The sequence below is a fragment of the Janthinobacterium sp. NFX145 genome (genome assembly GCF_049810325.1).
Lineage (GTDB): Bacteria > Pseudomonadota > Gammaproteobacteria > Burkholderiales > Burkholderiaceae_D > Janthinobacterium > Janthinobacterium rivuli.
In genome coordinates this window covers 5352722-5376872 of sequence record NZ_CP187360.1, presented here as the reverse complement: position 1 = coordinate 5376872, position 24151 = coordinate 5352722, and the positions used below count along the sequence as shown (strand labels likewise).

The following is a 24151-nucleotide window of genomic DNA, read 5'->3' as shown; positions in this document are numbered from 1 at the left end:
ACTTAACACAGGTGCACTCATGAAAATTGCCGTCGTCGGAGCAGGAATCGCAGGATTGTCGTGTGCCTATCGGCTGGCGCAAGCGGGCCAGGACGTCACCTTGTACGAGGCGGGCGATTATTTTGGCGGCCACAGCCATACGGTCGATGTCACGCTCGATGGCGTCACGCATGGCGTGGACACGGGTTTTCTCGTATTCAATCACGCCACGTATCCGAACCTGGTGCAACTGTTTGACGAGCTCGGCGTCGAGGCGGCCGACAGCGACATGTCGTTTTCCGTCAAAATGCCGCTGGGCACCGCGTCCGATGCCCGCGTGCTGGAATGGGCCGGCGCCAACCTGGATACCGTGTTTGCCCAGCGCAGCAACCTGCTGCGCCCCGCATTCTTGCGCATGCTGCGCGATATTCTGCGCTTCAACCGCCAGGCCAGCGCCCTGGCGACGGCCAGCGTGCCGGCGCCGGCCCTGTCGCTGGGTGAATTTCTCGACCTGCACGGCTATGGCGAGGAATTTCGCCACTGGTATCTGCTGCCGATGGCCGCCTGCATCTGGTCGTGCCCGGCGCGCCAGATGCTGGCCTTTCCCTTGGCCACCTTCATCCGTTTCTGCCACAACCATGGCTTGCTGCAAGTGAGCGACCGGCCGCAATGGCGCACGGTGCGCGGCGGCTCGCGCGAGTATGTGAAGAAATTGTTGGCAGGCATCCCGCAGCAGCGCCTGGCTTGCCCCGTGCTGGCCGTGCGCCGCCAGCCGCACGCTGGCGCGCGCATGGTCGAGCTGCACACGGCCGCCGGCGTCGAGCATGTCGATCACGTCGTGCTCGCCTGCCACAGCGACCAGTCGCTGGCCCTGCTGGGAGATATCCGCGACGACGAGCGCGCCGTGCTCGAAGCCGTGCGCTACCAGCCGAATCGCGCTGTGCTGCATACGGATGCGTCCTGCCTGCCGCAGCGCCGCCGCGCCTGGTCCGCCTGGAATTATCAGGGCCGGCCGGCCGCGGAAGGCGAGGCGCCGCAAGTGTGCGTGCATTATTTGCTGAACCAGCTGCAACCCTTGCCCTTTACCACGCCCGTCATCGTTTCGCTCAATCCCCTCGACGAGCCCGCTCCGGCCAGCATCATCGACGAATTTTCGTATGCCCACCCCGTGTTCGATGGCGCGGCCATTGCCGCCCAGGCGCGCCTGGCCGGCTTCCAGGGCGCGCAGCACACGTGGTTCGCGGGCGCCTGGACGGGCTATGGTTTCCATGAAGACGGCTTGAAGTCGGGCCTGGCCGTGGCGCAAGTACTCAATGGCATGGCGGCGGCGGAGCTTGGCCATGCCGCGTGATCCCACGCAGCCGTCGCAGCCGCAGCCCCAGCTGTGCCTGGGACTGGTGCGCCATGCGCGCTTGCGTCCGCGCGCGCATGCTTTTAGTTATGGCATGTTTTATCTGCGCCTGCCCCTGCGCAGCCTGGGCGCGAACGATTTTCCTGCCAGGTTGATTTCGCGCAACGGCGCCAATGTGCTGTCCTTCCGCGACAGCGACCACGGCGATGGCACGACGCCGCTGCTGGACTGGATCGATGGTTTGCTGCGCCAGCATGGCGTGTCGGACGCGGGCGGCGAAATCTGGCTGCAAACCATGCCGCGCATGTTCGGCTATGTCTTCAATCCCGTCAGTTTCTGGTTTTGCCACCGCCCGGATGGCGCGCTGCGCGCCGTGGTCTGCGACGTGCGCAATACCTTCGGCGAGCGCCATCTGTACCTGCTCGAACAGGGCGGCGCCATCGCGTATGGCAGCGAACTGGTCGCCAAGAAAATTTTCCACGTGTCGCCGTTTTGCAAGGTGGAGGGTAGGTACCGCTTCCGTTTCCTGCGCAATAGCGAACAGGACGGCGAACGCCACCTGGCCAGAGTCGACTACGACGACCTCGATGGTCCACTGCTGCAGACGAGCTTGTCCGGCACGGCGCAGCCGCTGCGCGATGGCGCCATCGCCTGGGCGCTGCTGCGCTACCCCCTGATGACGTTAGGCGTGATGGCGCGCATCCATTGGCAAGCCTTGCGCCTGTGGCTGCGCCGCGTGCCGTTTTTCAGCAAACCCCTTCCCCCACAAGAAAAGGTGTCCCGATGAGCTCCGATTCCCTGCCGACCGGCCTGCAGGCGCGCGCCTGCGTCCGTCCCGACCACACGGCCGATCACACGCACCTGGACCTGCCTGCTTCCGGACGGGTGATCTTGCGCTTGCTGGAAAAATTGCAGCATGGCGCCCTGCGCCTGCGCACGCCGGACGGCAGCATCTTGCTGTACGGCGATGGCAGCCACCCCGTCACCCTGGACTTGCACAACTGGCGCCTGTGTGCGGCAGTCCTGCGTTCGGGCGACATTGGCTTTGCGGAAACGTTTATCGCCGGCGACTGGCGCACGGACAATTTGCCGGGCTTGATCGAGCTGATGATACGCAACCGCGCGCACATCGAATCGCTGATCTACGGTAACTGGTGGGGCAACCTGGTCTACAAGGTCCGGCATTTGCTCAATCGCAATTCGCGGGCCGGCAGCAAGAAGAATATCCACGCCCATTACGACATCGGCAACGCCTTTTATCAGCTGTGGCTGGATCCATCGATGACGTATTCGAGCGCGCTGTTCACCGAAGGCGCCAGCCTGGAGCAGGCGCAAGGTGCGAAATACCGGCGCATCGCCGATCAGCTGCAGCTGCAGCCAGGCGCCAGGGTGCTGGAAATCGGCTGCGGCTGGGGCGGTTTTGCGGAAACGGCGGCGCGCGACGATGGCGCGCACGTGACGGGTTTGACTCTATCCACGGAGCAACTTGCCTATGCGCGCCAGCGCCTGCACGACGCGGGGCTGGCAGGGCAGGCCGACCTGCAGCTGTGCGATTACCGCGACAGCGCCGGCCAGTACGACGCCATCGCCTCGATCGAAATGTTCGAAGCCGTGGGGCAAAGTTACTGGCCCGGCTATTTCGAATGCGTGGCGCGCAACCTGAAGCGGGGCGGACGCGCCTGCATCCAGACCATCGTCATCGCCGATGACTTGTTCGAGCGCTACAGCAAGAGCACGGATTTCATTCAACAGTATATTTTTCCGGGTGGCATGCTGCCGTCACCGGCCGAGTTTCGCCGCGCCGCAGAGGTGCAGGGCTTGCGCGTGGAAGACGCCTTCAGCTTTGGTCTCGATTACGCGGAAACCTTGCGCCAGTGGCGCGCCAGCTTCCTGGCCCAGCGCACGGCGCTGGAAAAGCAGGGTTTCGATGGCCGTTTTCTGCTGACCTGGGAGTTTTACCTCGCGTATTGCGAGGCCGCCTTCCAGGCGCACAACACGGATGTGATGCAATTTACCCTGATCAAGGACTGACCATGCGCCGCCTGCTTGCCACTGTCGTCCTGTCCTTGACCATGCTGGGCGCCGCGGCCGCGCCGCCTGCCTTTATCGCCGCCGACGTGCCCAAAGCCCGCCTGGCGGGTGAGGGCGAATACACGTGGTTCGGCATGCGTATTTATCGCGCGCAACTGTGGGTGGGACCGCAGGGCTACCAGGGCGCGGCGTCCGCCACGGCGCCGTTTGTGCTGGAACTGCGCTACGCGCGCGCGCTCGACGGCAAGAAGATCGCCGAAGCCAGTTATGAACAGATGCAGAAAATCGGCGCCGGCACGCCGGAACAGCGCCTGGCCTGGCTGGCCACCATGCAGCGCATCTTTCCTGACGTTAAGGAAGACCAGCGCATCGCGGGCGTCTACCGGGCCGGCATCGCGCCCGGCGTGCGCTTTTATCTCGATGGCAAGGTACTGGCCGACGTGAGCGACGGCGACTTCGCGCGCGCCTTCTTCGCCATCTGGCTCTCGCCGTCGACCACGGCGCCGAAGCTGCGCGCGGCCTTGCTGCAGAGCGCGGCGCCGCTGCCATGAATGCCGGGGGCGGCGCCTTGAGCTTGCCTGCCTTGTTCAGTTATGGCCTGTTCGGCTTGCCGCTGGCCATGCTGGCGCTGCCCATCTATATATATGTCGCGCCGTTTTATGCGCAGCGCAGCAGCCTGGACCTGGCGCAGATCGGCGCCGTGCTGCTGGCGGCCCGCATCGCCGCCGCTTTCATCGACCCGGCCCTCGGTGCCTGGATGGCGCGCGGCGGGCGCAGCTATGCCGTGGTGATCGGCGCCTCGCTGCCCTTGCTGCTGCTGGGCTTTGGCGCCCTGTTCCATCCGCCCGCCATGCGGGAAGCGGCCACCCTGGCCTGGTTCCTGGCCGCCTTGCTGCTCGTCTACGCCGCCTATGGCCTGGCCGGCATCGCGCACCAGAGCTGGGGCGCGGCCCTGAGCCAGCTGCGCGCGCAACGGACGCGGGTGACGGCCGTGCGCGAAGGCTGCGGCTTGCTGGGCGTCATCCTGGCGGCGGGGCTCACTTCCGTGTTCGGCTATGACGGCTTGTCGCTGGCCTTTGCCGTCTGCCTGCTGGCGGCGGGCGCGCTGCTGCTGGCGCGCGCGCCGCGTCCGGTTTTGCGCCAAGGTACGCAGGCGTTGCTCGCTGGCGCCTGGCGCCTGCCGTTTCGCCAGCGCGCGTTCCGCTGGCTGTTTGCCGTCCTGCTCGTCAATGGCGTGGCGGCCACCATTCCCGCCACCCTGTTCCTGTTCTTTGCCACCGACTATTTGCGCCTGGGCCATTACGCGGGGCCGTTTTTGATCGTCTACTTTTGCGCCGCGGCCGCCTCGATGCCCGTATGGGTGGCCCTGGCGCGCCGTTTTGGCGAGGCGCGCGCCTGGGGCGGCGCCATGCTGCTGGCCGCGACCGTGTTTGTCTGGGCGTATGGCCTCGGGGCGGGCGCGGCCTGGGGTTTTGCCAGCATCTGCCTGTTGTCGGGTCTGGCGCTGGGCGCCGACCTGGCCTTGCCGCCGGCCCTGCTGGCAGGGCTCATCGGCGCGGCCGGCCATGCCGGGCGGCATGAAGCTGCGTATTTCGGCTGGTGGAACTGGGGCGTGCAGATGAGCCTGGCGCTGGCGGCCGGCATCGCCTTGCCCCTGCTGGCCTGGCTCGGCTATGTGCCGGGCGGCAGCGGCGGCTTGCCGGCCCTGTCCGCCGCCTACGCCTTGCTGCCCTGCGTCCTGAAACTGCTGGCCGCGCTGCTGCTGTGGCGCGCCCCCCTGCAACATATATATACACAACCTTCGGAGACCCGCACATGCGCCTCATGACATTTTGCAAACGCGGCGCCCTGGCAGCCGTGCTGCTGGCGCTGGCCGCCTGTTCCACGCCGCCCACGCCAGCCACCTACGCGCAGGAATTGCCGAAACTGGATCTGCAACAGTATTTCAATGGCACGCTCGATGCCCACGGCATTTTCCAGGACCGCTCCGGCAAGGTGGTCAAGCGCTTCACGGTCGTGATGCGGGCCAGCTGGGCGGGCGAGACGGGTACCCTGGATGAGGATTTCACGTATTCCGACGGCAGCAAACAACGGCGCGTGTGGACTTTGCGCAAGACGGCGCCCGGGCGTTTCATCGGCACGGCGCCCGACGTGATCGGCGAGGCCGTCGGCGAAGTGGCCGGCAATGCGCTGCGCTGGCAATACGTGCTGGCCTTGCCCGTCGATGGCACGGTCTACCACGTCGACTTCGAGGACTGGATGTTCCTGATGGATGACAAGGTCATGCTGAACCGCGCCGCCATGAGCAAATTCGGCTTCAGCCTGGGCGCCGTCACCTTGTCGTTCAGCAAGCGTCCGCAGGCGGCACCATGAATCGCAAGATCACCAGCTGGGCCGGCAAGCATGTGTGGATCATCGGCGCGTCCAGCGGCATTGGCGCCGCCTGCGCCACCTTGCTGCTGGAGCAGGGCGCCTGCGTAGCCTTGTCTGCCCGCCACCGCGCCAGTCTCGAACGGTTATGCGAGGGGCAGCCGCTGGCGCTGGCCTTGCCGCTCGATATCACCCAGCATGCGCAGCTGCGGGCCGTCAGCGCACAATTGCAGCAGCAGTGGACACATATCGACCTGATATTGGTAGTCGCCGGCGGCTATCAGGCCATGCGCGCCGATAGCTTCGACCTTGAGGCAGCCCAGGGCTTGCTGGCCCTGAACGTGGGCGGCGTCTTCAATTGCCTGGACCAGGCCTTGCCGTGGCTGTTGCGCCAGGGCAGCGGCGGCATCGGCATCGTCGGCTCGGTGGCCGGTTATGGCGGCTTGCCCAAGGCGCTCGCGTACGGCGCCAGCAAGGCGGCACTGATCAACCTGACGGAGTCGCTGTACCTGGACCTGCATCCGCGCGGCATCGGCGTGTATCAGATCAACCCTGGTTTTGTCGCCACGCCTCTGACGGCGAACAACGATTTCACCATGCCAGCCCTGATGACGGCGCGGGACGCGGCCGCCGCCATGCTCGACGGCATCGAGCGGGGCCAGTTCCACATCCACTTTCCCAAGCGCTTTACGAATACCATGCGCCTGGCGCGGCTGTTGCCGTACCGCGCCTATTTTTGGCTGATCCGCAAGGTGACGGGCTTATGAGCACCACCATGGAAGGTGCGCTGGCGCGCCTGGTGGCGTTTTACGAGCACCTGAGCATCGAGAGCCTGGCTCAGCTGGGCGCCGTGTACGCGCCAGATGCCCATTTCAAGGACCCGTTCAACGAGGTGGTGGGCCATGCCGCCATCCTGGCCATCTTCGAGCACATGTTCGTGCAAGTCGATGCGCCCCGGTTTGTCGTGCTGGAAAGCCTGGGGCAGGGGCAGCAAGCCTTCCTCACGTGGGAGTTTCGTTTTCGCATGAAACGCCTGGTGGCAGGCGAACAATGTATCCGTGGAGCAACACATCTGCGTTTCGATGCGCAGGGAAGGGTGGTATTGCACCGCGATTATTGGGATGCGGCGGAAGAATTGTATGAAAAACTGCCTGTGCTCGGTGGTTTCATGCGCATGCTCCGGCGCGCAAGCCAGCGTTAAGCGTGTTTGTTGATGCTTTTAAGCAAAAAATGCGAAAAAGAAAAAGTAAATTGTGTGGAATTGGGCCGGTGAAAACTTGATTTCGCTCAATGTGTCGTTTTTTAGACACAAATATATCAAAATATTGAGAAGGCAACATTGTAAGAAATTGTTTCAACTGATGCGCAATTTGCAAGCAAGAGTCGTCCTCATCCGTTCCCGCCCGGTACCCGGCGCGCGTGCCGGAAAACTTGAAAAACATTTCTATGTGAGCAATTTAAATTACCGGAAAGTCAGTAATTGTGTTGCTACTCTGCCCATTTTTTCGATGCGCATGCCGACGTCGGAAATCGCGTCTACGCCCCTGAATCATGCGGCAACGCACCAAAACAGGGCGCATTATTTCCCGTTTTCGGGCGTCCGGCAGCAAACAATGGCGATGCCGTGTATGCTTCGTACCGTTTATCCATTATCGCCTGACAAATTGTGCGCTTTGTCGCGTAAATCATGCAGGCCAAATGATGGGTAAAGCATGTTGATGTTTTAATCATGCGCCTGATACTGTTGCACTAATACAACGGGTGTCGACAAGGCATGCGCTATGATGGAATGGTCAATCAGGCCAATGCATTGGTTGGCAAGGGGCACTGGCTCTATCGCGTAGTACGGTTGGCGATGACCGGGATGCCTGAAAAAGCACTCGGCCTGGTACCGGAAGTAACATGTTGGAACTTGATGGAATGTGAAACGGTCGTTATAGTGCCGCTTCCGGTGCCCTTTGAGCACCGAACCGGCGCATGAAAATACGGTCGCTCTGCAGCCATCAAGCTTATCGGTGCAATAGCGTGCCGATACCGATATGAATTGTTCCCCTGACCGGAACAGCAATGTGGCAGGTGGAGACCTTGCCCTCACTCATAAAAAGCGCTCTGTTAGAGCGCAGCTCGAGATGCATAGGCTGTATTACTTTTTGCTTCAAAATTAAAGGAAATCGCAATGAAAAAAACTCTGATCACCCTGGCAGTTCTGGCAGCAGCCACTGGCGTAGCCCAAGCTCAATCGAGCGTTGTTATCTACGGTACCGTTGACGCTGGTTTCGTCAGCGAGCGCGGCGGCAAAGCCGGCACCGTCAACAAAATCGATAGCGGCATTGCTTCGGCTTCGCGTATCGGCTTCAAAGGCACCGAAGATCTGGGCAGCGGCCTGTCGGCACTGTTCGTTCTGGAATCGGGTTTCAAAGTTGATTCCGGTTCGCAAGATGGCGATGCTCTGTTTGGCCGTCAAGCCTACGTTGGCCTGAGCAGCAAAACGGCTGGTACCGTAACCCTGGGTCGTCAATACACCCCTTGGTACAACACCCTGTCGAAAGTTGCTGATCCATTCGCAGCTGGTTACTCCGGTTCGGCCAAGAACTTGTTCCCAGCGAACACCACCCGTACCAGCAACACCGTGCTGTACACCTCGCCAAACTTCAGCGGTTTCGATGCTGACGTTGCTTACAGCGCCGGCAACAACGGCCAAGAGAGCCTGGTATCCAGCAAAATCGGTCGCCAAATGGGCGCGTCGGTTGGCTACGCCAACGGTCCTTTGAACGCACGTGTTGCTTACAACACCACCAGCAACGAGAACGCAAACCCAGCCCTGACGACTGGTAGCGCACGCAACTGGCTGGTAGCCGCTAACTACGACTTCACCGTTGTGAAAGCGTATGCTGCATACGGCGTCAACAAAGGCGACAACAGCTCGACCCGTAACAACGCCAACGCTGGTAACTTGTTCAACATCGCATCGACCGGCGGCTTGACCAACGACAGCACCACCGCCCTGATCGGCGCAACCGTACCAGTTGGTCCAGCTGGCACCGTGATGGCTTCGATCATCCACGTCAATGACAAAAACGGCTTCACGAACGCCGATGCGAACCAGTTCGCACTGGGCTACTCGTACGCTCTGTCGAAGCGCACCAGCACCTACGCTTCGTACGCTAAAATCTCGAACAAAAACAACGCTGGTTACACCGTTGGTAACAACAGCAATGTTGGTTCGGGCGACCAAGCGTTCAACGTTGGTGTTCGTCACTCGTTCTAATATTCGCGCAAGCGAAGCTTAGTACCGCTGCCAGCATCCCTTCGGGGATGCTGATAAGCAAGGAAACGCGTCTCCAGGCTAGTCCTGGCGGCGCGTTTTTGCATTGGCGGCGCCAGTTATAATGGCGCCGTTACTCAAGTAAAGGAATGCCATGTATTCATACACCTCGCCACGCCTGGCCGCCTTGCTGGCCGCGCTGCTGCTCGCGGGCGCCACGGGCGCCGCTGTCGCCGCCGTCAAGGGCAAGAAACCGGCCGGACTGGAACGCTACGGCGTGGCCGTCTATTCCGACCTGTGCCTGCAAAAGGATAGCGGCGAAATCGGCGGCCAGCGCGTCACCCTGCACCGCTTTGCCGAGGCCGATTCCGTCATCTATGAATTCACGGCAGGCGCCCTGAGCTGGCCCATCGTGGCCAACGACGTCAATCTGGACGCCGCCACGGGCGCCTTCGACTTCACCATCGCCGGCGCCGACAGCGAAGAACGCACCATCGTCGGCAAGTTTTCGAAGGATGGGCAGACCCTGACCCTGGAAGGCGATTACTGTGGCGGCAATGTGCGCATGCCCATGAAGCTGAGCCGCGTGCGCGATTTCGGCCGTCCCCTGAAAAATTGCACGCCATGCCCGCCGATGCCGCAAGCGCCGGCCGAGACAGTGCCTGCCGAGGAAAGCGCGCCAGCGCCCGCTGCCTGAGCGATTACCGCTGTCAAAAACAACAAAGGCCCGGTATCGACCGGGCCTTTGTCATTTTCAGCGTTGCAAGGGGCTTACTTTGCCGCCTGCGCCTTTTCCGCCGTGGCGCGGATGGTGGCGAGCGTTGCGTTTGGCGTGATCAGATTGCCGTCGTAGCGCAGCTCGATCAAGGCCGGCAGATTGTGCGCCTTGGCGTGCGCCAGCGCCCGTTGCAGGGCAGGGGCGAACGCTTCTGTCGTATTCACCACTTCGCCATGCGCGCCATACGCTTGCGCCAGCGCCGCGAAATCCGGGTTGTGCAGGGTCGTGCCCGACACGCGGCCCGGATAATCGCGTTCCTGGTGCATGCGGATGGTGCCGAACATCTGGTTATTGAAGACGATGATGACCACGCCCGCCTGGTATTGCACGGCGGTGGCCAGTTCTTGCCCATTCATCATGTATTCGCCGTCGCCGGCAAAGGTGATCACGGTGCGCTCGGGATGCACGATCTTCGCCGCCACGCCCGACGGCACGCCGTAGCCCATGGCGCCGTTCGTCGGCGCCAGCTGCGTGCGCAGGCCGCCGTAGCGATAAAAACGGTGCGCCCACGAGGCGTAGTTGCCGGCGCCGTTCGTCAGGATGGTGTCGGCTGGCACTTGCGCCATGATCTCTTGCGTGACTTGCCACAGGTTCAGCGGCGCCTGGCCATCCTGGAAGATGGGCGGCTGCTGCTGGTAGGCGGCCAGTTCGGCCTTCGCTTCGGCTGGCGTATGCTGCCAGGCGGACGCATCGACGGGCGCCATGGCGGCCAGCATGGCGCACACTTGCGGCATGCCGCTGTTGATCATCAGTTCGGCCTGGTAGACGCTGCCCAGTTCCTCGGCATCCGTATGGATGTGCACGAGGCGCTGGCGCGGCACGGGCGAGTCGAACAGGGTATAGCCGCCCGTCGTCATTTCACCGAGGCGCGGGCCGATGGCGATGACGAGGTCGGCATTTTTCACACGCGCAGCCAGTTTCGGGTTGATGCCGATGCCGACGTCGCCGATGTAGTTCGGGTGGGCATTGTCGAGCAAGTCCTGGAAACGGAAGGCGCAGGCGACGGGCAGCTGATTGCTTTCCGCGAACTGCTGCAGGTCGGCGCAGGCCTGCGGCGTCCAGGTGGTGCCGCCCAGCAAGACCAGCGGCTGCTTGGCGGTCGCCAGCATGCTGCGCAACTGCTGCAGCTGGGCGCTGGATGGCGCCGCCTGCACCGGCTGGTAGGTGCGCGTGTCGGCCACTGTGGCCAGGGAGATCAGCATGTCTTCCGGCAGGGCCAGCACGACGGGGCCGGGGCGCCCGCTGGTGGCCACCTGGAAGGCGCGCGCCAGGTATTCGGGGATGCGTTCGGCGCGGTCGATCTGCGCCACCCACTTGGCCATCTGGCCGTACATGCGGCGGTAGTCGATTTCCTGGAACGCTTCGCGGTCGACGAAATCATTGCCCACCTGGCCGATGAACAGGATCATCGGCGTGGAATCCTGGTAGGCCGTGTGCACGCCGATCGAGGCGTTGGTGGCGCCCGGTCCGCGCGTGACGAAGCAGATGCCCGGCTTGCCCGTCAGTTTGCCGTAGGCTTCGGCCATGAAGGCGGCGCCGCCTTCCTGGCGGTTGATGATGAAGCGGATGCCCGAATCGTGCAGGGCGTCGAGCACGTCGAGGTAGCTTTCGCCAGGCACGCCAAAGGCGGTGTCGACACCGTGGATCTGCAGGGCATCGACCAGGATCTGGCCGCCGGTACGGGGTTGTTGCGTCATGTTCGGCTCTTTATATTCTAGTGGGTGGCAAAGAAATGGGGCAAGCTGCTTGCATGCGCTTGCATGCGCTTGCATGCGCCTGCATGCAAGCAGCTTGCCTCATTCTATGTGAGGCAATTTGGCCCGGCTTTTGAAATGGCGACACCGAATTACACAATCCCCCGACTGGCGTGCCGCGCTTTTGCAGAAACATGCTGCGGCGCGGTACAATGGCGGGTGAAGCAGGCCAGACAGTCGCTGGCCGGCGCAGCAATGCGCTGGCGGGAGGAAGGTCCGGACTCCATAGAGCGGGGTGACGGTTAACGGCCGTCCGCTGAAAGCCGACCCGGCGTACTTGTATGTTGGGGGAGTATAAGGCGAGGAATAGGGCCACAGAGACGAGCGTATTAAGTTACGGTGAAACGCGGTAACCTCCACCTGGTGCAATTTCAAATAGGCACGCGATGATGCTGCTCGCGGAGCGTGCGGGTAGAAAGCTTGAGCGCCCGAGTAATCTGGCGCCTAGAGGAATGACTGTCATAGCGCCGACCTGCAAGGGAAGGCGCCGTAACAAAATCCGGCCTACCGGCCTGCTTCACTTGAATTCCCGTTCCCTGGCTTGCCAGGGGACATCCCGGCCGCGCCGCTTTGCCTGTCGCGCGCCACCCAAAAGCCCCCGCAACGGGGCTTTTTTTGTTTCTAAAATTATAGTACTTAAGATAAAGTTGTATATACAACTAAAAGTGAACAATTGGTTAAAGTTTCCCGCTTACAATTAATTGCTGCATTGCAAAAATAGTTTTCCTGCGTCAGGCCAGCCCTCGAAAACAGGGCCGGTACGCGCCATGGATGATTATTTTTTGCTTTAAACCAAGTCTTGCACAGCGGCTGATTGCTGTTGTGCCCGGATGACGAAAGTATTGTCATGTGTCAACTAACTGCAAAAAATTCAATTTTTCGATTTCGTTTTTTTCGATGTTTACGGTAGGAAAACACATGTGTGCAGATGAGGTACCACATTCACTATCTTTCATAAGTATCTAATTTATCGATATATTTTTATTTGAGACTCCTTCAACGATATGCGCTAAGTCCTTAATTTCATTAATAAAATTCCTGTTTTGCCAATCGGAAACCGCTTGACCACTATCTTTGCTTCCTCTAAAGTGGGCAACTGTGTGAAAAAGTGTGTTTTTGTGGGAAATTTTCCCTTTTCATCGTGATGCGCAAGCGTCGCAACCCAAGCTCAAAAAAGGTCTTCCGTGTTTCAAGGCGCGTCCGCAATCAATCTCGATGCCAAAGGCAGGATGTCTATCCCTGCCAAGCACCGTGACGCGCTGGCGATTCAATGCGAAGGCCGTTTGACCCTGACCAAACACCCCGATGGCTGCCTGCTGTTTTTCCCCCGTCCCGTGTGGGAAAGCCACCGCCAGCAAATCGCCGCCTGGCCCATGTCGGCGCGCGCCTGGCAGCGCATCTTTCTCGGCAACGCCGTCGACGTCGAGCTGGACTCGGCCGGCCGCGTGCTGATCTCGCCCGAATTGCGCAACGCCGTCGGGCTGGCGCGCGAAGTCATGATGATCGGCATGGGCAGCCACTTTGAAATATGGGATGCCGCCAAGTTGGCTGAAAAAGAACAGCAGGCGATCGATGCCGGCACCCCCGATGTACTTTCCAATTTTTCTTTCTAAGGCTCCGTAATGACACAACTCACGGTGCCGGAATTTCAGCATCGCACGGTGCTGCTCGATGAAGCGGTCGATGCGCTCGACCTGTCGGGCGACCGCGCGCACGGCGTTTACGTCGACGGCACGTTTGGCCGCGGCGGCCATAGCCGATTGATTTTGTCGCGCCTGGCGCCCGACGCGCGCCTGATCGGCTTCGACAAGGATTTGCAAGCCATCGCCACGGCCGAACAGATCGCCGACCCCCGTTTCCAGATCGTCCATGACAGCTTTGCCACCATGACGGCCAGCCTGGCCGAGCGCGGCGTGCGGCAGGTGGACGGCATTTTGCTCGACCTGGGCATCTCGTCGCCACAGGTCGACGACGCGGCGCGCGGTTTCAGCTTCCGCAATGACGGACCGCTGGACATGCGCATGGATACCACGCGCGGCATCTCCGCAGCCGAATGGCTGGCGGTGGAAACCGAGCAGAATTTAGAGAAAGTGATACGCGATTATGGGGAAGAACGGTTTGCTTTTCAGATTGCAAAGGCGATTGTTGCTGGCCGGGCAGTCCAGCCAATTTCAAGCACACGACAGCTTGCCGGCATCGTGGCAGGCGCCGTCAAGACCCGCGAGAAGGGTAAGGACCCCGCTACCCGCACCTTTCAGGCCATACGCATTTTCATTAACAAAGAGCTCGAGGATCTCGAGATCGGCCTGAACCAGGCGTATGCCTGCCTGGCGCCCGGCGCGCGCATGGCCGTGATCAGCTTTCACTCGCTGGAAGACCGCATGGTCAAGCGCTTCTTCGCCTCGAAGGCGAACGTGGAGCAGCCTGACCGCCGCCTGCCGATCCGCGCGGTCGACTTGCCGCAGCCGGAAATGAAGCTGATTTCGAAGATGAAACCGTCCGACGCCGAGATCGAGGGCAACCCGCGTTCGCGTTCGGCCGTGATGCGCGTGGCGCAGCGTTTGCCCATTCCAGTCAGTGGCGGCGCCCGATGACTGGCAAGCTGTGTGTCGTGCTGTCGGCCCTGCTGGTGTGCTGCGGCCTGTCGCTGGTGAACGCGCAGTACCAGTCGCGCCACCTGCTGATCGACCTGGAGCGCGCGCAAGCGCTGTCGCGCCAGCTCGACATCGACTGGGCGCAACTGCAGCTGGACCAGTCCACTTTGGGCAAGCATGAACGCATCGAATCGATCGCGCGGCGCGACCTGAGCATGACGCCGCTGACGGCGGCGCGTACGCAATACCTGACGGAGGGCGAATAATGAAGTTGGGCGGTAATAGCAACGGCCGGGTGGCGGCATCGAAAGGCGTGCCATTCTCGAAGAACCCCGTACTGGCGGTGCGTCTGCCCGTCTGGCGTTCGCGCGTCGTGCTGTTCCTGCTGTTCTTCGCTTTCGCCGGCCTGGGCGCGCGCGCCCTGTGGCTGCAGGGCGTATCGACGCAGTTCCTGCAAAAGCAGGGCAAGGCGCGCTATGAGCGCACCCTGGAATTGCCTGCCACGCGCGGCAAGATCACCGACCGCAACGGCCAGGTGCTCGCGTCGTCCGTCCCCGTGAAAGCCATCTGGGCCATTCCCGACGACGTGCTGCAGGCGTCGCCCGAAAAAATCAATGCGCTGGCCGGCCTGCTGGAAATGAACGTCAACGAATTGCGCAAGAAGCTCGATTCGGACCGCAGCTTCGTTTACCTGAAACGCCAGGTCGAGATGGACGTGGCCGACAAGATTTCCAAGCTGGGCATCGATGGCATCGACGAGCGCAAGGAATACAAGCGCTTCTATCCACAGGGCGAAGTGATGACCCACGTGGTGGGCTTTACCAACGTGGAAGACGTGGGCCAGGAAAGCATGGAACTGGCGCAGCAGAAAACCCTCGTCGGCACCACCGGCAGCCGCCGCGTGATCAAGGACCGCCTGGGCCACATCGTCGAAGACATCGGCTTCATCCACGAACCGCATGACGGCAAGGACCTGACCCTGTCCGTCGACAGCAAGATCCAGTACATCGCCTTCACGCAGCTGAAGGAAGCGGTGGAAAAATTCAATGCCAAGGCCGGCGGCGCCGTGGTGCTCGACGTGCACACGGGCGAAGTGCTGGCCCTGGCCAATTACCCGAGCTACGACCCGAACGACCGCCGCAAGCTCACGGGCCAGCAGCTGCGCAACCGCGTCATGACCGATACCTTCGAGCCTGGTTCGACCCTGAAACCCATCACCGTCTCGCTGGCGCTCGATACGGGCCGGGTCAAGCCGGGCACCCTGATCGACACGGGCCCGGGCCGCTACACCATCGCCGACCGCACGATTACCGACACCAAGCCGCACGGCGTGATCAATGTCTCGGAAATCATCGAAATGTCGTCGAACATCGGCACCTCGAAAATCGCGCTGGGCATGCCGTCGCAGGAAATGTGGGAAATGTTTACCAAGGTGGGCTTCGGCCAGCAGCCGAAATGGGGCTTCCCCGGCGCCGTGGCCGGCCGTGTGCGTCCATATAAATCGTGGCGCCCGGTGGAACAAGCGACCATGAGCTACGGTAACGGCATTTCCGTCTCGCTGATCCAGCTGGCGCGCTCTTACATGATGTTCGCACGCGATGGCGACACGATTCCCCTGTCGTTCCAGAAGGTCAATGAACTGCCCGTGGGCCAGCAAGTGATCAAGCCGAAGACGGCCGCCGAAATGCGCGCCATGCTGGAACTAGTGGTCTCCGGCGCGCACGGCTCGGCCAAGCGCGCCCAGGTCGCCGGCTACCGCGTGGGCGGCAAGACGGGTACCGCCTATAAAGTGGAAAACGGCCGCTATGCGATGCCGCGCAAATACATCGGCTCTTTCGTGGGCATGGTGCCGATGTCGGCGCCGCGCTTCATCATTGCCGTGATGATCGATGAACCAACCGGTCCCGCCCACTATGGCGGCCAGGTTGCCGCTCCCGCTTTCGCGGCGATTGCGACCAACGCGCTGCGCGCGATGAACGTACCGCCCGATTCCTCCGTTACCGAAATCGTGGTCCCGGCCAATGCCGGCCCGGAGGCCATGTGAAGTCACTCATGACCATACAAGACATCAGTTTGTGGATCAAAACGGCTGCCCCGTCCGGGCAGCTGACGTCCGATTCGCGCCGCGTGCAGCGCGGCGACGTGTTTTTCGCCTATGCGGGCGCCACGCATTTCATCGAAGCCGCCATCGAGCAGGGCGCCGCCGCCATCGTGCATGACGCCGTCGAATGGAACGCCGCCTGGAACGTGCCGCACCTGCTGGTCAGCGACCTGAAACGCCTGGCCGGCCCCGTGGCGCATGCCTTTTACGACATGCCCGACAGCGCCATGTTCAGCGCCGGCGTGACGGGCACGAATGGCAAGACTTCGTGCGCGCTGTGGCTGGCGCAAGCCCTGGCGCGCCTCGGCGAAACATCGTCCGTCATCGGTACCCTGGGCGTGGGCTTGTGCAAGCCGCGCGGCGCCATCGAATTCGACGTCACCGGCTACACCACGCCGGATGCCGTGCTGCTGGCGCGCAAACTGGCCGCCATGCGCGACGCCGGCGCCAAGGCCGTTGCCATCGAAGTGTCGTCGATCGGCCTGGACCAGGACCGCGCGGCCGGCATGCATTTCGACGTCGCCATGTTTACCAATCTGACGCGCGACCACCTCGACTACCATGGCGACATGGCGGCCTACGAGGCGGCCAAAGTCAAACTGTTCGACTGGCCCGGCCTGAAAACGGCCGTCATCAACCTGGACGACGCCATGGGGTTGCGCCTGGCGCGCCACGTGGACGGCAAGCTGTCCGGCGAATATCCCGTCATCGGCTACACCTTGCAGGATGCGGCAGCCTTGCCCGACTTGCCGGGCGTGCTGATGCTGCGTGCCAGCCAGTTCCGCAGCCGCCATGCCGGCACCGACTTCCACCTGGAATGCGCGCTGGGCGTGGCATTGATCAAGACGCAGCTGGTGGGCCACTTCAATATCAGCAACGCGCTGGCCGTGCTGGGCGCCTTGCTGGCGCACGGCACCGGCCTGCGCGCCGCCATCGACGGCATCGAATCGCTGCAGCCGGCTCCGGGCCGCATGCAGCAGGTGGGCGGCCAGGAAGCGCCGATGGTCGTCATCGATTACGCGCATACGCCGGACGCGCTGGAAAAAACCCTGGCTGCCTTGCGCCAGGTGGCGCAGGAACGGGGCGGTCAGCTGTGGTGCGTGTTCGGCTGCGGCGGCGACCGCGATCCGGGCAAGCGTCCGCAGATGGGCGCCATCGCGCAGCTGGCCGATCATGTGCTGGTCACCAGCGACAATCCGCGCAGCGAAGACCCGCACGCCATCATCGCGCAGATCGTCGCCGGCATGCGTGCCGACGGTCCGCAGCCGCAAGCCATCGAAGACCGCGCCGGCGCCATTTTGTCGGCCATCAAGCACGCCGCCAAGCCGGACGTGATCCTGTTGGCGGGCAAGGGCCATGAGCCGTACCAGGAAATCAAGGGCAAGAAACTGCCGTTCTCCGATGCCGACCATGCGCAGCTGGCCCTGTCCGCGCGCCTGACGATGATGAGGACGAACTGATGCGCACGACCCTGACGGAACTGATGCCATCGCTGCAAGGCGCGCAGCTGACGGGCGACGCCGTTTTTGACGGCGTCTCCACCGACAGCCGCAGCGCCCCAGCCGGTTCGCTGTTCGTCGCCCTGCGCGGCGAGAGTTTCGACGCCCACGATTTCCTCGGCCAGGTGGCCGCGCGCGGGGTCGCCGCCGTGGTGGTCGAGCGCCTGCCTGAAGGCTGGGACAGCGGCAAGGTGCCGGCCATCGTGGTGGCCGATACCCTGGTGGCGCTGGGCCGCATCGCCAACCACTGGCGCGGCCGTTTCAATTTACCCGTCATCGGCGTCACCGGCAGCAATGGCAAGACCACCGTCAAGGAGATGATTTCGGCCATCCTGGCGGCGGCCTTTGGCGAAGAGGGCCGGCTGGCCACGCGCGGCAACCTGAATAATGAAATCGGCGTGCCATTGACCCTGTTCCGCCTGAGCGAGCAGCACAAGGCGGCCGTCATCGAGATGGGCATGAACCATCCTGGCGAGATCGCCCGCCTGGCCGCGATTGCCGCGCCGACGCTGGCGATGGTCAACAACGCGCAGCGCGAGCATCAGGAATTCATGCATACGGTGGAAGCCGTGGCGCGCGAGAACGGCGCCGCGCTGGCAGCCCTGGCGCATGACGGCGTGGCCGTCTTCCCGCATGGCGATGAATATACGCCCGTGTGGCGCGAACTGGCCGGCGCGCGCGCCGTCATCACCTTCGGCCTGTCGAAAGAGGCGGACGTCAGTTGCACGCACCGCGCGGCCGAGGATTTTGGCAGCGACCTGTTCGTCAGCGTACGCGCACCGGACGGCAGCTTGCGCCAGTTCTTTGTCGGCTTGCAGGCGGCGGGTGAACACAATGTGCGCAATGCGCTGGCGGCCGTGGCATGCGCGATCGGCGCCGGCATCGCGCCAGAACAGATCAAGCAGGGCCTGGAGGCGTTTTCTCCCGTGAATGGCCGCCTGCAGAAAAAACGTGCCGCCAACGGCGCCACCATCATCGATGACACGTATAACGCCAATCCTGATTCGGCGCGCGCGGCCATCGATGTGCTGGCGCAGGCAGCGGCACCGCGCATCCTGGTGCTGGGCGAGATGGGCGAAGTCGGCACGCAGGGGCAGCAGTTCCACGAAGAGATCGGCGCTTACGCCGCCGCCAAAGGCATCGAACACGTGCTGGCGACGGGCGGCCTGGCGCGCCATCTGGTCAATCCGGCGCAGGAAGCCGCGAGCCAGGAATCAGGCACGGTCGTGGAGTATTTCGAACAGTTCGACGGTTTGCTGGCGGCGCTCGATGCGCATTTGTCCGGCCGTTCGGATGCAACAGTATTAATCAAGGGCTCCCGTTTCATGAAGATGGAACGGGCCGTGCAGCATTTGATTGGTTCAAACAACAATAACAAGGAAGCTCACTAATCATGCTGCTCTGGCTCGCTCATTATTTCCAGGACGACATTGGCCCACTGCGGGTCTTTAACTTCATCACGTTCCGCGCCGTCTTCGCCACCTTGACGGCGATCCTGATCGGCCTGTGCGCCGGTCCCGCCGTGATCCGCATGCTCACGCGCATGAAGGTCGGCCAGGCCGTGCGTACGGACGGCCCGCAAACGCATCTGAAAAAACACGGCACCCCCACCATGGGCGGTGTGCTGATCCTCATCGCCATCGGCATTTCGACCTTGCTGTGGGCCGACCTGTCGAACCGCTTCATCTGGCCGGTCTTGATCGTCACCCTGGGCTTTGGCGCCGTCGGCTGGGCCGACGACTACCGCAAGGTGGTGCACCAGGATCCGGAAGGCATGCGCTCGCGCGAGAAATACTTCTGGCAGTCGCTGATCGGCCTCGCCGCCGCGTTTTACCTGGCGTTTTCCGTCTCGATCTCCGAGCCCAATGCCGGCCAGGTGTGGAATCTGATCTACGCCTGGGTGCAATCGGGCTTCGCCATGGACTTGCCGCCGAAGGCCGACCTGATCGTCCCGTTCTTCAAGACCATCAGCTATCCGCTGGGCGTGTGGGGCTTCATCGCGCTGACCTATTGCGTCATCGTCGGCACCAGCAACGCCGTCAATTTCACCGACGGCCTCGATGGCCTGGCCATCATGCCAACCGTGATGGTGGGCACGGCCCTGGGCCTGTTCGCCTATCTGACGGGTAACGCCACGTATGCGCGCTACCTGTTCATCCCGCACATTCCTGGCGCCGGCGAGCTGGTGATCTTCTGCGGCGCGCTGGCCGGTTCCGGCCTGGCCTTCCTCTGGTATAACACGCATCCCGCGAAAGTGTTCATGGGCGACGTGGGCGCGCTGGCACTGGGCGGCGCATTGGGTACCGTCGCCGTCATCGTGCGCCAGGAAATCGTCCTGTTCATCATGGGCGGCATCTTCGTCGTTGAAACGCTGTCCGTGATCATCCAGGTCGTCTGGTTCAAGTACACCAAGAAGCGCTTTGGCGTTGGCCGCCGCGTCTTCCTGATGGCGCCATTGCATCACCATTTTGAACAAAAAGGCTGGAAAGAGACGCAGGTTGTCGTGCGTTTCTGGATCATCACCATGATGCTGGTGCTGCTCGGCCTGACCACCTTGAAGCTGCGCTGATGATGTACGACGCTAAAACCGCACTGGTACTGGGCCTCGGGGAGTCAGGCTTGGCCATGGCCCTGTGGCTGGCCCGCAGCGGTGCGACCGTGCGGGTAGCCGACACGCGCGAGGCGCCCGAACGCCTGGCAGCCTTGCAGGCCGCCGTGCCGCAGGCGCAGTTCATCGCCGGCGCCTTTACGGCCGACCTGCTCGATGGCGTCGACTTCGTCGCCGTCAGCCCTGGCCTGGCACCTGGCCGCGAACTGGCGCACATCGCTCCGGCCGCATTTGAAAAAAATATCCCCGTATGGGGCGAGATCGAACTGTTCGCGCAGGCGCTGGCCGCGCTGAAAACGGAACGCGGCTATGCGCCGAAAGTCATCGCCATCACTGGCACGAATGGCAAGACGACCGTCACCAGCCTGGCAGGCCTGCTGTGCGAACGCGCGGGATTGCTCACGCGCGTAGCCGGCAATATCAGCCCGGCCGCGCTCGACGTGCTGCGCGAAGTGCTCGACGCCGAACCGGCGCCGCAGCCTGTGGCTGAAGGAGAAGAAGCCGCCGAAGCCGTCGCCAGCACCTTGCCGCAGGCGTGGATCCTGGAGCTATCGAGCTTCCAGCTGCACACGACCTTCAGCCTGCAGGCCGATGCGGCCACGGTCTTGAATCTGTCGCAGGACCACCTGGACTGGCATGGCGACATGGCGGCCTACGCTGCCGACAAGGCGCGCATCTTCGGCGACCAGACCGTGCGCATTTTGAACCGCGACGATGCGCTTGTGATGCACATGGCCGATCCGCTGGCCGAGACGATCACCTTCGGCACGGGCGAGCCGGCGGAAGTGGACAGCTTTGGCCTGGTGAATGAACGGGGCATCTTCTGGCTGGCGCAAGCCGTGCCCAGCGAAGAAGTGATCGAGAAAAAACGCAGGAAGAACGACCCGGCGCCGGAACCGGTGCCGACGATGGCGAAAAAACTGATGCCGGCCGACGCGCTGAAAATCCGCGGCCAGCACAATGCCGCGAATGCGCTGGCGGCGCTGGCCCTGTGCCGCGCCATCGGCCTGCCGTTCGCGCCGCTGCTGCATGGCTTGCGCGAATACCAGGGCGAGCCGCACCGCGTGGAGCTGATCACGGCCGTCAATGAAGTCGAGTATTACGACGACAGCAAGGGCACGAACGTGGGCGCGACGGTAGCCGCCCTGTTTGGCCTGGGCAAGGCGTTTGGCGGCGCGGAACAGCGTCTGGTGCTGATCGCCGGCGGCGACGGCAAGGGGCAGGATTTCTCGCCGCTGGCTGAACCCGTGTCGCGCTACGTGCGCGCCGTGGTGCTGATCGGGCGCGATGCGCCAGCCTTGCGCGCGGCGCTTGAACCGTCCGGCGTGGACATCGTCGACTGCGCCACCTTGCCGGAAGCCGTCAAGCGCGCCAGCAGCCTGGCGCTGGCCGGCGACGCTGTGCTCCTGTCGCCCGCGTGCGCCAGTCTGGACATGTTCAAGAACTATGCGCACCGCGCGCAGGTGTTTGTCGACGCCGTGCGCGACATCGCCCTGGAAAACGGACAGGATATCTGATGGCCTTCCAACTGCCCTTCAGCTTTGGTTCCGGCTCGGCTGCCAAGCCGCTGGATAGCCGCGCGCGGCAGTCGAAGATGATGGACTATGACAAGCCGCTGGTGTGGGTGGTCCTGCTGCTCATGTTGCTGGGCATGGTGATGGTGTATTCGGCGTCGATTTCGCTGTCGGACGCGCGCAAGTTCGCCGCCTACACGAACAATTATTTCGTCGTGCGCCAGGCGCTGTTCATCGGTATTTCGATCATTGTCGGCGCGCTGGTGTTCCGCATCCCCGTCGCCACCTGGCAAAAGATGGCGCCGTGGCTGTTCATCGGCACCCTGGTGCTGCTGGTGATGGTCTTGATACCGGGCCTGGGCGTGTCGGTCAATGGCGGTCGCCGCTGGCTGAACCTGCCGGGCCTGCGGCCGCAGCCGTCCGAGCTGATGAAAGTGGTGATGGTGCTGTACGCGGCCGACTACACGGTGCGCAAGCAGGAATACATGCACAAGCTGACCAAGGGTTTCATGCCGATGGCGCTGGCCGTCAGCTTCGTCGGCCTGCTGCTGCTGATGGAGCCCGATCTCGGTGCTTTCGGCGTGATCGTCTGCATCGCCATGGGCATTCTGTTTCTGGGCGGCGTCAACGCGATCTGGTTCGGCGGCATCGGCGCCATGCTGACGGCGATCTTCGTCACCATCATCGCCTTGTCGAAATTCCGCCGCGAGCGGTTTTTTGCGTATCTCGATCCGTGGCAGGAAGACAATGCGCTGAACAAGGCGTATCAGCTGACGCACTCCTTGATCGCCTTCGGGCGCGGCGAGCTGTTTGGCGTGGGACTGGGCGGCAGCGTGGAAAAGCTGCACTACCTGCCCGAAGCGCATACGGACTTTTTGCTGGCCGTGATCGGCGAGGAACTGGGCCTGGTCGGCGTGCTGGTCGTGATCGGCATGTTTTACTGGATTATCAAGCGGGCGTTCGACATCGGCCGCCAGGCGATCGCCATCGACCAGACCTTTGCGGGCCTGACGGCGAAGGGCATCGCCATCTGGATCGGCGTGCAGACCTTCATCAACATGGGCGTGAACCTGGGCCTGCTGCCGACCAAGGGCCTGACCTTGCCCTTGATGAGCTATGGCGGCACGGGCGTACTGATTAACTGTATCGGCCTGGCGATTTTGCTGCGCATCGACTACGAAAACCGGATCCTGATGCGCGGGGGCCGGCTATGAACAACGTGACGAACTTGAAAACGACAAAAAGACTGATGATCATGGCGGCCGGCACCGGCGGCCATATTTTCCCGGGCCTGGCGATTGCGCAGACGATGCGCGCGCGCGGCTGGGAAGTGAGCTGGCTGGGCACGACCCATGGCATGGAGCAGGACCTGGTGCCGAAGAGCGGCATTCCGATGGACGCCATCGCGTTCTCCGGCATGCGCGGCAAGGGCCTGGCGCATACGCTCAAGGGCGGCTTCAAAATGCTGGCCAGTTTTTTTGCCATCCGCCGTTTCATCGCCAGCCGCAAGCCTGACGTGGTGATGGGCATGGGCGGCTACGTCACCGTGCCGGGCGGCCTGATGGCGCGCCTCAAAGGCGTGCCGCTGGTGCTGGTCAATGCCGACGCGGCGCTGCTGTTGTCGAACAAGACCCTGGTGCCGCTGGCGCAGCAGGTGTGCTTTGGTTTCCCTGCCGATTTCGGCAGCGCCGCCGGCAAGGCCGTCGTCACGGGCAATCCCGTGCGCGCCGAGATCCTCGCCATGGCGCCGCCTGCCATGCGTTTCACGGGCCGCAGCGGACCGTTGCGCATCCTCGTGGTCGGCGGCAGCCTGGGCGCGAAAGCGCTGAATGACAATCTGCCTGCCGCGCTGGCGCTGATGCCGGAAGCCGAGCGTCCGCTGGTGACGCACCAGTCGGGCAAGAAGAATATCGACGCCCTGCATGCCGCATATGCGCAGGCGGGCGTGCAAGCCAATGTGGTCGACTTCATCGACGACATGGCCAAGGCGTATACCGAGGCCGACCTGGTGATTTGCCGCGCAGGCGCGATCACCCTGTCGGAATTGACGGCGGCCGGCGTGGCCAGCGTGCTCGTGCCGCTGGTGGCGTCGACCACCAGCCACCAGCGCGACAACGCGCAATGGATGGCAAAACAAGGCGCGGCGATTCATCTGCCGCAGACGGAAATGAGTGCCGCGTCGCTGAGCACCTTGCTGGCGTCCTTGACGCGGGATACCTGCCAGCACATGGCGCAAGCGGCGCTGGCAGCAGGCAAGCGCGACGCCAATGAGGCGATCGCACACGTATTGGAAAAACTGGCATGAGG

Annotated in this window: 21 protein-coding genes and 1 other RNA gene; 21 read left to right on the top strand and 1 reads right to left on the bottom strand. The window is 62.8% G+C overall.

The window, feature by feature from the left end; translation table 11 throughout:
- Window positions 1-19: 19 nt before the first annotated feature.
- The 10 genes from ACPJXG_RS24005 to ACPJXG_RS23960 all read left to right on the top strand — a co-directional run bounded on the left by ACPJXG_RS24005 (window position 20) and on the right by ACPJXG_RS23960 (window position 9693).
- Entirely contained in the window at window positions 20-1330 is a 1311-nt protein-coding gene (locus tag ACPJXG_RS24005; protein ID WP_425252545.1) for an NAD(P)/FAD-dependent oxidoreductase, read from the top strand.
- Entirely contained in the window at window positions 1320-2117 is a 798-nt protein-coding gene (locus tag ACPJXG_RS24000; protein ID WP_425252544.1) for a DUF1365 domain-containing protein, read from the top strand. The genes ACPJXG_RS24005 and ACPJXG_RS24000 overlap by 11 nt, the downstream gene beginning before the upstream one ends.
- Window positions 2114-3361, top strand: a complete 1248-nt coding sequence (locus ACPJXG_RS23995; protein WP_425252543.1) for a class I SAM-dependent methyltransferase — start codon at window positions 2114-2116, stop codon at window positions 3359-3361. The genes ACPJXG_RS24000 and ACPJXG_RS23995 overlap by 4 nt, the downstream gene beginning before the upstream one ends.
- Window positions 3362-3363: 2 nt before the next feature.
- Window positions 3364-3912 (top strand): chalcone isomerase family protein, encoded by a 549-nt coding sequence (locus ACPJXG_RS23990; RefSeq protein WP_425252542.1) that lies wholly within the window; start codon window positions 3364-3366, stop codon window positions 3910-3912.
- Window positions 3909-5189 (top strand): MFS transporter, encoded by a 1281-nt coding sequence (locus tag ACPJXG_RS23985; RefSeq protein WP_425252541.1) that lies wholly within the window; start codon window positions 3909-3911, stop codon window positions 5187-5189. Before ACPJXG_RS23990 ends, ACPJXG_RS23985 begins: the two co-directional genes overlap by 4 nt.
- On the top strand, window positions 5177-5734 hold the full coding sequence (locus tag ACPJXG_RS23980) for a DUF3833 domain-containing protein (RefSeq protein WP_099403261.1): 558 nt from the start codon (window positions 5177-5179) through the stop codon (window positions 5732-5734). The genes ACPJXG_RS23985 and ACPJXG_RS23980 overlap by 13 nt, the downstream gene beginning before the upstream one ends.
- Window positions 5731-6498, top strand: coding sequence for an SDR family NAD(P)-dependent oxidoreductase (locus tag ACPJXG_RS23975; protein ID WP_425252540.1), 768 nt, complete (start codon window positions 5731-5733; stop codon window positions 6496-6498). The genes ACPJXG_RS23980 and ACPJXG_RS23975 overlap by 4 nt, the downstream gene beginning before the upstream one ends.
- Window positions 6495-6932, top strand: a complete 438-nt coding sequence (locus ACPJXG_RS23970; protein WP_176388109.1) for a nuclear transport factor 2 family protein — start codon at window positions 6495-6497, stop codon at window positions 6930-6932. Before ACPJXG_RS23975 ends, ACPJXG_RS23970 begins: the two co-directional genes overlap by 4 nt.
- A 975-nt stretch (window positions 6933-7907) precedes the next feature.
- Complete coding sequence (locus ACPJXG_RS23965) at window positions 7908-8999, top strand: porin (protein WP_425252539.1); 1092 nt, start codon at window positions 7908-7910, stop codon at window positions 8997-8999.
- Between the two features lie 151 nt (window positions 9000-9150).
- Complete coding sequence (locus tag ACPJXG_RS23960) at window positions 9151-9693, top strand: hypothetical protein (protein ID WP_176388110.1); 543 nt, start codon at window positions 9151-9153, stop codon at window positions 9691-9693.
- Window positions 9694-9767: 74 nt separating this feature from the next.
- Here the strand turns inward: ACPJXG_RS23960 and ACPJXG_RS23955 are convergent, their stop codons facing one another.
- The gene (locus ACPJXG_RS23955; protein WP_425252538.1) at window positions 9768-11471 is read right to left on the bottom strand and encodes a thiamine pyrophosphate-binding protein; all 1704 of its coding nucleotides are present in this window, start codon (window positions 11469-11471) and stop codon (window positions 9768-9770) included.
- A 218-nt stretch (window positions 11472-11689) separates the two neighbouring features.
- On the opposite strand from ACPJXG_RS23955, the gene rnpB reads away from it, so the two are divergent.
- The 11 genes from rnpB (at window position 11690) to murG (ending at window position 24149) form a co-directional block, all read left to right on the top strand.
- Window positions 11690-12051, top strand: an RNA gene (gene rnpB / locus ACPJXG_RS23950) — RNase P RNA component class A.
- Window positions 12052-12712: 661 nt separating this feature from the next.
- Window positions 12713-13141 carry a division/cell wall cluster transcriptional repressor MraZ gene (mraZ, locus tag ACPJXG_RS23945; RefSeq protein WP_035824821.1) on the top strand — a complete coding sequence of 143 codons (429 nt, stop codon included), beginning with the start codon at window positions 12713-12715 and terminating at the stop codon, window positions 13139-13141.
- 9 nt (window positions 13142-13150) lie between these two features.
- Complete coding sequence (rsmH, locus tag ACPJXG_RS23940; protein WP_035824823.1) at window positions 13151-14122, top strand: 16S rRNA (cytosine(1402)-N(4))-methyltransferase RsmH; 972 nt, start codon at window positions 13151-13153, stop codon at window positions 14120-14122.
- Complete coding sequence (ftsL, locus tag ACPJXG_RS23935; protein ID WP_034748894.1) at window positions 14119-14388, top strand: cell division protein FtsL; 270 nt, start codon at window positions 14119-14121, stop codon at window positions 14386-14388. The genes rsmH and ftsL overlap by 4 nt, the downstream gene beginning before the upstream one ends.
- Window positions 14388-16166, top strand: a complete 1779-nt coding sequence (locus ACPJXG_RS23930; protein WP_034748891.1) for a peptidoglycan D,D-transpeptidase FtsI family protein — start codon at window positions 14388-14390, stop codon at window positions 16164-16166. The genes ftsL and ACPJXG_RS23930 overlap by 1 nt, the downstream gene beginning before the upstream one ends.
- Window positions 16167-16174: 8 nt before the next feature.
- The gene (locus tag ACPJXG_RS23925) at window positions 16175-17683 is read left to right on the top strand and encodes a UDP-N-acetylmuramoyl-L-alanyl-D-glutamate--2,6-diaminopimelate ligase (RefSeq protein ID WP_425252537.1); all 1509 of its coding nucleotides are present in this window, start codon (window positions 16175-16177) and stop codon (window positions 17681-17683) included.
- A complete protein-coding gene (locus tag ACPJXG_RS23920; protein ID WP_425252536.1) occupies window positions 17683-19113 on the top strand; it encodes a UDP-N-acetylmuramoyl-tripeptide--D-alanyl-D-alanine ligase in 1431 nt (476 codons plus the stop codon). Before ACPJXG_RS23925 ends, ACPJXG_RS23920 begins: the two co-directional genes overlap by 1 nt.
- A 2-nt stretch (window positions 19114-19115) precedes the next feature.
- The gene (gene mraY / locus ACPJXG_RS23915; protein ID WP_035824830.1) at window positions 19116-20291 is read left to right on the top strand and encodes a phospho-N-acetylmuramoyl-pentapeptide-transferase; all 1176 of its coding nucleotides are present in this window, start codon (window positions 19116-19118) and stop codon (window positions 20289-20291) included.
- On the top strand, window positions 20291-21847 hold the full coding sequence (gene murD / locus ACPJXG_RS23910; RefSeq protein WP_425252535.1) for a UDP-N-acetylmuramoyl-L-alanine--D-glutamate ligase: 1557 nt from the start codon (window positions 20291-20293) through the stop codon (window positions 21845-21847). Before mraY ends, murD begins: the two co-directional genes overlap by 1 nt.
- A complete protein-coding gene (gene ftsW / locus ACPJXG_RS23905; RefSeq protein ID WP_035824835.1) occupies window positions 21847-23058 on the top strand; it encodes a putative lipid II flippase FtsW in 1212 nt (403 codons plus the stop codon). The genes murD and ftsW overlap by 1 nt, the downstream gene beginning before the upstream one ends.
- On the top strand, window positions 23055-24149 hold the full coding sequence (murG, locus tag ACPJXG_RS23900) for an undecaprenyldiphospho-muramoylpentapeptide beta-N-acetylglucosaminyltransferase (RefSeq protein WP_081922689.1): 1095 nt from the start codon (window positions 23055-23057) through the stop codon (window positions 24147-24149). Before ftsW ends, murG begins: the two co-directional genes overlap by 4 nt.
- The last annotated feature ends 2 nt before the right edge of the window (window positions 24150-24151 follow it).